The 6,119-nt window shown below is 58.8% G+C and carries 7 protein-coding genes; 2 read left to right on the top strand and 5 right to left on the bottom strand.

Translation table 11 applies throughout. From position 1 onward, the window contains the following. On the bottom strand, positions 1-310 hold a 310-nt coding region (locus C0Z16_RS19875; RefSeq protein WP_102633833.1), incomplete at its 3' end, for a PRC-barrel domain-containing protein. A 745-nt stretch (positions 311-1,055) separates the two neighbouring features. Next, positions 1,056-1,721 (bottom strand): glutathione S-transferase family protein, encoded by a 666-nt coding sequence (locus C0Z16_RS19870; protein ID WP_102633832.1) that lies wholly within the window; start codon positions 1,719-1,721, stop codon positions 1,056-1,058. Positions 1,722-2,040: 319 nt separating this feature from the next. Between C0Z16_RS19870 and C0Z16_RS38810 the strand changes: the two genes are divergently transcribed. Further along, entirely contained in the window at positions 2,041-2,484 is a 444-nt protein-coding gene (locus C0Z16_RS38810; RefSeq protein ID WP_244201283.1) for an IclR family transcriptional regulator, read from the top strand. Here C0Z16_RS38810 and catC read toward each other — a convergent pair. The 3 genes from catC to C0Z16_RS19845 all read right to left on the bottom strand — a co-directional run bounded on the left by catC (position 2,463) and on the right by C0Z16_RS19845 (position 4,973). Beyond that, positions 2,463-2,741, bottom strand: coding sequence for a muconolactone Delta-isomerase (catC, locus tag C0Z16_RS19855; protein ID WP_102633813.1), 279 nt, complete (start codon positions 2,739-2,741; stop codon positions 2,463-2,465). The genes C0Z16_RS38810 and catC overlap by 22 nt on opposite strands. A gap of 76 nt (positions 2,742-2,817) precedes the next feature. Then, positions 2,818-3,945, bottom strand: coding sequence for a muconate/chloromuconate family cycloisomerase (locus C0Z16_RS19850; protein WP_102633812.1), 1,128 nt, complete (start codon positions 3,943-3,945; stop codon positions 2,818-2,820). A 104-nt stretch (positions 3,946-4,049) separates the two neighbouring features. After that, positions 4,050-4,973: a LysR family transcriptional regulator gene (locus C0Z16_RS19845; protein WP_102633811.1), complete on the bottom strand. Its 924-nt coding sequence runs from the start codon at positions 4,971-4,973 to the stop codon at positions 4,050-4,052. A gap of 176 nt (positions 4,974-5,149) precedes the next feature. On the opposite strand from C0Z16_RS19845, the gene catA reads away from it, so the two are divergent. Beyond that, positions 5,150-6,085 carry a catechol 1,2-dioxygenase gene (gene catA / locus C0Z16_RS19840; RefSeq protein ID WP_102633810.1) on the top strand — a complete coding sequence of 312 codons (936 nt, stop codon included), beginning with the start codon at positions 5,150-5,152 and terminating at the stop codon, positions 6,083-6,085. Positions 6,086-6,119 lie beyond the last annotated feature (34 nt).

Here is a 6,119-nt window from a genome sequence, read left to right as displayed (position 1 = left end):
CGATGCTGACACGGAAACACTTTGCGTCGGTATCCAGCGTGAGTGCGTTCCACGGTATCGCATGCAGGTTCGTGCCCATGCCGAGAAAGCCGCCTTCCGACAGCACGGCGTACGCAATCCTGCCGCTACGCACGTCGAGCATGATGTCCGAAATCTTGCCGACATCTTCCCCGTCCGACGAAACCACTTGGGTGCCGTCAAGCGTCGCTGCGGCCATGACCTCCGGCCCGGGACCGTCGCCCGTGCCACTGCCGACAATGTCTGCACCGCCGGCCCCTGATGCGGTGCCTCGTGGATCCAATGTGCTCATGATGTCCTCCATATGTAATCGTGTAGGCGTTCAATGCGCAACGGACATGCCCGCAGTGCACGAGCGGCGCGGGCGGCGCGGCGTGCAGGCGCAAGTGGCATTTCGTCTTGCAGGAGCAAATCGGGAAACGCCATGCGGTATCCACGTCGCACGAGCCTTCGCGGCGGCAAAGGGTATTGCAACAAGTACAACCTCAGACGTCGCAGGGGCGGGATTTATCCATCCCCGCATCTCTACCGGTACTGCGGTCTCGTACGTCTGAGCTCACGTGGGGGCATAGCCTGGCGTGTGTGAAGGCGTGATCCTGTCCGGGAGCCCGGTGCGGGAGATCTGCACGCCAGGTTCGATGAGCGGGATGTGGAAACGGGGCTACGGCGAGGTTATTGGGGCGCCGCCAGACGAAAGAGGCGGTAACAGACGCCGCACGGCGATGGTCTCGCGCGCCAGGACATCGCCCCGTGGGTACAGGTTAACGACTGGCGTTGCGCGATCTCCTGGCTGGAGGCTTGCCCCCAAAGTCGATGCCGATCGGATTGGCATTTGGGGAAGCAGTGACAGCGGGGGCACGCTCTCGTCCTGGGCGCCACTGATCGGTTCCGGTACCGAACGAGAATTTCTCTTTTGGTCGGGGCATATCGCAACTGGCGGAAGGTGCGCCGCGCTTACGCTGATCGGTTGCAGCTCTTGTCGACGTTAGTAGGAGGATTGCCCTCATCGCCCTCGCCTAACTTAAGATTCGCCAAAATCATCGAGTGTCGGGAGCCGGGACAGTCGACACGCCTTGCGCGCGCGCCGAGGCTTCTTGTGCCTGCAACGCGCGCACATATGCGTTTCTCTCTTGCAGCCGCTCCCAATACGCTGTCACGGCGGGCGTAAACTGGGCGCTCAGCCCAAGATGTTGTGCAAGCATCAGCGCATATCCGACAGACACATCCGCGGCCGTAAAGCGATCTGCACACAGAAAATCCCGGGTCGCAAGCAGCGGCTCCAGTGATCGCAGTCTGGCCAGAAACCATTTCGCGTAGTCTTCCGCCACCGAAGGCTGCCGCCGATGCTCGGGCTCAAAGCGGGAATATCGCAACACGAGCGTCTGCGGGAATGTAAGCGTGGCTTCGCCAAAATGAAGGTAGTTCAGGTATGCGCCAAACCCGTGATCATGCGGTTCGACCTGCAAAGGCGTGGGCGCATGGACTGCGCAGAGGTATTGGCAAATCGCGGCCGACTCGGTCATTCGCGTTTGGCCGTCAATCAGCAAGGGAATCGTCCCTAGCGGATTGACGTCGAGATAAGTGCGCTGGAGCACTCGGGGAGGGAACGGCAACATCACTAGCTCGTAGGGAACGCCCAATTCCTCCAGCATCCAGAGAGGCCGGAATGAACGAGCACTCATGCAGTGGTAAAGCTTAATCAAGACGGCTCCGAAGATTAAGGTGTCGTTAATTTCGAACGCACCTGGAATTTGGCATCGGGTCGGCGCAGGCTTCGATCGAATCCTGGTTGCGACCATTGTCTGTCCCCGCAAAGCGTCGGTGCGCGCTCCATGCTCAACAGAATACCGACATTCGGACCATGCGAGCAGCGAACCGCTCCAGTCGATTATCGTCCTCGTCAGGCACTGACAGCCAAGCTTACCCCCTTGGATTTCTACCTGGCCCGGTGAGGGCTTGGACGCCCGTCTCAAGAATGCGTTGACGCTCCTTTTTTCCACAAACACCGTCGCGGCTTCGTGAGTGATCGCGGCGATGTCTGGTTCTGGGCCGGATGCCGGTGATACGCCCGGCGCAGCCGGCGATGCCGTTCGCACGCATGCGGTTCTCCGTAGCGAAGAGCTCGGGGATATACCTCGCAATGCCCAGCGCCCCCATCAGCTATGTGAGCGTGAACAGCAGGAAGCCCAGCAGGGTCGCCATTTCGATCCCGGTGGAATGCCCGTACAGCCAGCCGATCACCGCCGGGAGCGCCGACACGACGATGAGGCCTTTCCCGAGTCAGGACGTGTCAGCGCTGATGACGACATTGAAGAAATCCGAGTCAAAGGTTCCGGTACCAGTCGTCACGAATTGATTGAAGGCGCTGTGGCTGTGGCAGCACCCTTCTTCAATGGCGCTAATCAGGTCGCCGGTTCCGCACTGACCCACCACCAGCGCTGCCTCTATCGTATAGACGAAGGGTGACGTGCAAGCGCGGTCACCTCAATCGACATGTATGGAAATAGCGGTAGGCCTGAAAGAATCTCGTGCAGTTCGTCGTGCGAGTCGACGTCGAAGATACTGTAGTTCGCATACCGCCCAACGACCCGGTGCAACTGCTGCCATTTCCCCTGTCGTTGTAGCTCTTGCGAATATGCCTTTTCGCGGGCCTTGATTTCATTGGCTTGAACAACCGGCATATCTTGCGGCAGGTGTACGTCCATTCTTGCGAGATACAGCATTTTTGCTCCTTACGAGACGCTCTTCTCCCGTTGCTGGGTGATTGCGTCATTTTGACTGTCGAATGACCTGGTGTGCTCACGCCTTTTTATCGCGCCGGTAGAAAGCAAGCTTCTCTTCATCGATTTGGAGTCCGAGCCCTGGCCCGTCAGGAATATGCAAGTCGAAATCGCGATAGTGGGGGCGAGCCGTCACCACGTCATCCTTGAGCAAGAGTGGGCCAAAGAGCTCAGTGCCCCATGACAGTTGGGGAAGTGCGCCGAATCCATGCGCAGAAGCAATCGAGCCGATGCTGCCTTCGAGCATGGTGCCGCCGTACAGCGCCACGCCGGCGGCGTCGGCGATGGCCGCAGTCCGCATCATTCCGTAGATGCCACCGGACTTCGCAATCTTTAATGCGAAAACATCAGCGCATGAGCCACGTACGAGTTCGAGAGCGTCTTCGGGACCCGTTACCCCCTCGTCTGCCATAATCGGCACGACGAAACGAGCAGCGAGTCGGGCAAGCGCGCCGCGTTGCTCGCGAGGCGTCGGTTGCTCGATGAGGTCGATGCCGGCGGCTTCCAGCGCGGCAATTCCCAGCGCGGCATCGATTTCGTTCCATGCCTGATTCACGTCCACGGTAATCCTCGCGCGTTCGCCGAAGGCTGCCTTGATTTTGGACACGTGAGCGACGTCGTCGCGAACGCTACGCCGTCCAATCTTCAGCTTGAACGTATTGTGCCGACGTTCAGCGAGAAGCATTTCGGCTTCTTCTATGTCGCGATTGGTGTCGCCGCTCGCGAGCGTCCAAAGGACCGGGAGGGTCTTGCGAACTGCTCCGCCGAGCAGCGCCGACAATGGCACGCCAAGACGTTTGCCCTGCGCGTCCAGCAGCGCCGTTTCAATACCGGACTTGGCGAACCGATTGCCACGCGCAACCTTGTTCAGCTTGAGCATGGCGTCGTTAACGTTGGTCGCATCCTGCCCGACCAACACCGGGGCCAGGTATGTGTCGATGGTCAGTTTGATGCCTTCGGGACTTTCTTCGCCGTAAGAGAGACCACCGATGGTCGTGGCTTCCCCAATGCCCTCAATGTCGTCGCTCGCGCGAAGGCGGATGATGACCATGGTTTGTTGCTGCATCGTCGCCATGGAAAGCTGATGCGCGCGAATGGTTGGAAGGTCAACTAAAATCGCTTCGACGGAGGTGATTTGGGGGTTCATACCTGAGGTGACGAGATGGATAGGTTACTGAAGTATTGCGCGCGCAATCTTCCCCTGTCCAAGACCATCGACGTCTAGTGTCATACCCCCGAGGTATAACCGGCTTACCGCCCCCCGTCTGTACGGGCGACGGAAGCGACCTGCTCTTCCTCGTACAGTCGATAAATCAGATTGAGCATCTCGCTGATGTCGCGCGACTCGTCCATCGCACGCACACTCATGATGATTGGCGACACCAACGTCGGGTCGTCCAGTTCCTTATAGCTCACGTCGTCTCGCTTCAGACCATAGACGCTGCTCGGGACGATGGAAATCCCTTCGCCGGCCGCAACTAGCCCGAGCGCAATCTGGATTTCGCGGACTTCATAGATTTTTCGCGGCTTCAATCCTCGGTCCTGAAAGGCAGCGAGGACCTGGTCTGCGTAGCTCGGACGCGGCGTTTTCGGGTAGACGATGAGCGTTTCGCTAACCAGGTCCCGCAAGGCCGAAACAGGCTTGGAAATCGAGAGCGGGTGGCCGAGAGGAAACGCGACAATCATCTTTTCTTCTCGCAGAACCACTCGCCGAATGTTCGCATCCTCTAGCCGGATGCGGCCAAAACCGACGTCAATCCGTCCGTCCTTGAGCGCCCTTATCTGGTCTGTAGTCGACATCTCGTGAAGGCTGAGTTCAACCGTCGGATTCTCGTCGCGAAAGCGGCGAATTATTTTTGGCAGCAACCCGTACAGGGTCGATGCGACAAAACCGACAGACATGCTGCGCTCGATGTTGCCCACCCGTCGTGTCATCGACTCGAGCTCTGCAGTCTGTGCCAGCAATTGCACCGCGTGGCCGTAGAAGAACTTGCCCGTCTCCGTCAGTTTCAGAGGGCGCGAGTTTCTTTCAAAGAGTTGCACGCCCAAGGTCTCTTCCAGTTGCTGTATCTGCCGACTGAGCGGTGGCTGCGCGATGTGAAGCCGCTGCGCGGCCCGCGTGAAGTTCCGCTCCTCGGCAACCGCCACAAAGTACCGGAGGTGTCGCAGCTCCATTCAATACCTCCCAGATATAGCCCAATACTAAATCGGTGTTGGACCGGTCCATTTGCCGTCAACTATCCTGCATTCAGACCGCGTTTCACGGCCCGATTATACCTTCCGGGCATACTCGAACCCATCGGAAACAAGGGTTAACCCCCAGCAAAGAATTAGAGAGTCAGGAGCAGACAATGAACGCCAAAGTATTTGAAACTAACGAAGTGCAGGACCTTCTCAAGGCCGCCGCAAATCTTGGTTGCGAGGACGGCAACGCCCGCGCCAAGGAGATTACCCATCGCTTGCTGGGCGACTTGTTCAAGGCCATCGAAGACCTCGACATGACCCCCGATGAAATTTGGGCCGGCGTGACCTACTTCAATAAACTCGGACAAGACGGCGAAGCGGCGCTTCTGGCTGCTGGCCTTGGTCTGGAAAAGTATCTCGACATCCGGATGGATGCCCAGGACCTTGAGGCAGACGTCCATGGCGGCACGCCGCGAACCATTGAAGGGCCGTTGTATGTCGCCGGCGCGCCGGTCCGCGACCGTGTGTCGAAAATCGACGTCAACCCTGACGCAGACGCTGGCCCACTCATCATCCATGGCACTGTGACTGGGCCCGACGGCAAGCCTGTGGCGGGAGCGGTGGTCGAATGCTGGCACGCCAACTCGAAGGGTTTCTATTCGCACTTCGACCCGACCGGCGCACAAAGCGAGTTCAACCTTCGCGGCGCAGTGCGAACCGGCGCCGATGGCAAATACGAATTCCGCACACTCATGCCAGTGGGCTACGGCTGCCCGCCGCACGGCGCCACCCAGCAACTGCTGAACATGATTGCCCGGCACGGTAATCGTCCGGCGCATGTGCACTTCTTCGTCACCAGCGATAAAACGCGCAAGCTAACGACGCAAATCAACATCGAAGGCGACCCGCTCATTTGGGACGACTTCGCCTATGCGACTCGTGAGGAACTCGTTCCTCAAGTGGTCGACAAGACGGGCGGCGTGGCCCTGGGTCTCAAGGCCGATGCGTACAAAGACATTCAGTTCGACATTGCGCTGAGTCCACTGATTAAGGGTAAAGACAACCAGCTCGTCAATCGCCCGCGCGCATCAGCTGCGGCGTAACCGCTCAACATGGCAGCTTTCTGAACGACTAGCT

Source organism: Paraburkholderia rhynchosiae, from assembly GCF_002879865.1.
Lineage (GTDB): Bacteria > Pseudomonadota > Gammaproteobacteria > Burkholderiales > Burkholderiaceae > Paraburkholderia > Paraburkholderia rhynchosiae.
Note: the sequence above shows the minus strand (reverse complement) of the source record. Positions and strands in the feature narration are given on the sequence as shown.

Coding starts and splice junctions, on each gene's coding strand:
- C0Z16_RS19845 (WP_102633811.1), bottom strand. CDS start 4,973: ATGGAGCTGCGACACCTCCGGTACTTTGTGGCGGTTGCCGAGGAGCGG.
- catC (WP_102633813.1), bottom strand. CDS start 2,741: ATGCTGTATCTCGCAAGAATGGACGTACACCTGCCGCAAGATATGCCG.
- C0Z16_RS19850 (WP_102633812.1), bottom strand. CDS start 3,945: ATGAACCCCCAAATCACCTCCGTCGAAGCGATTTTAGTTGACCTTCCA.
- catA (WP_102633810.1), top strand. CDS start 5,150: ATGAACGCCAAAGTATTTGAAACTAACGAAGTGCAGGACCTTCTCAAG.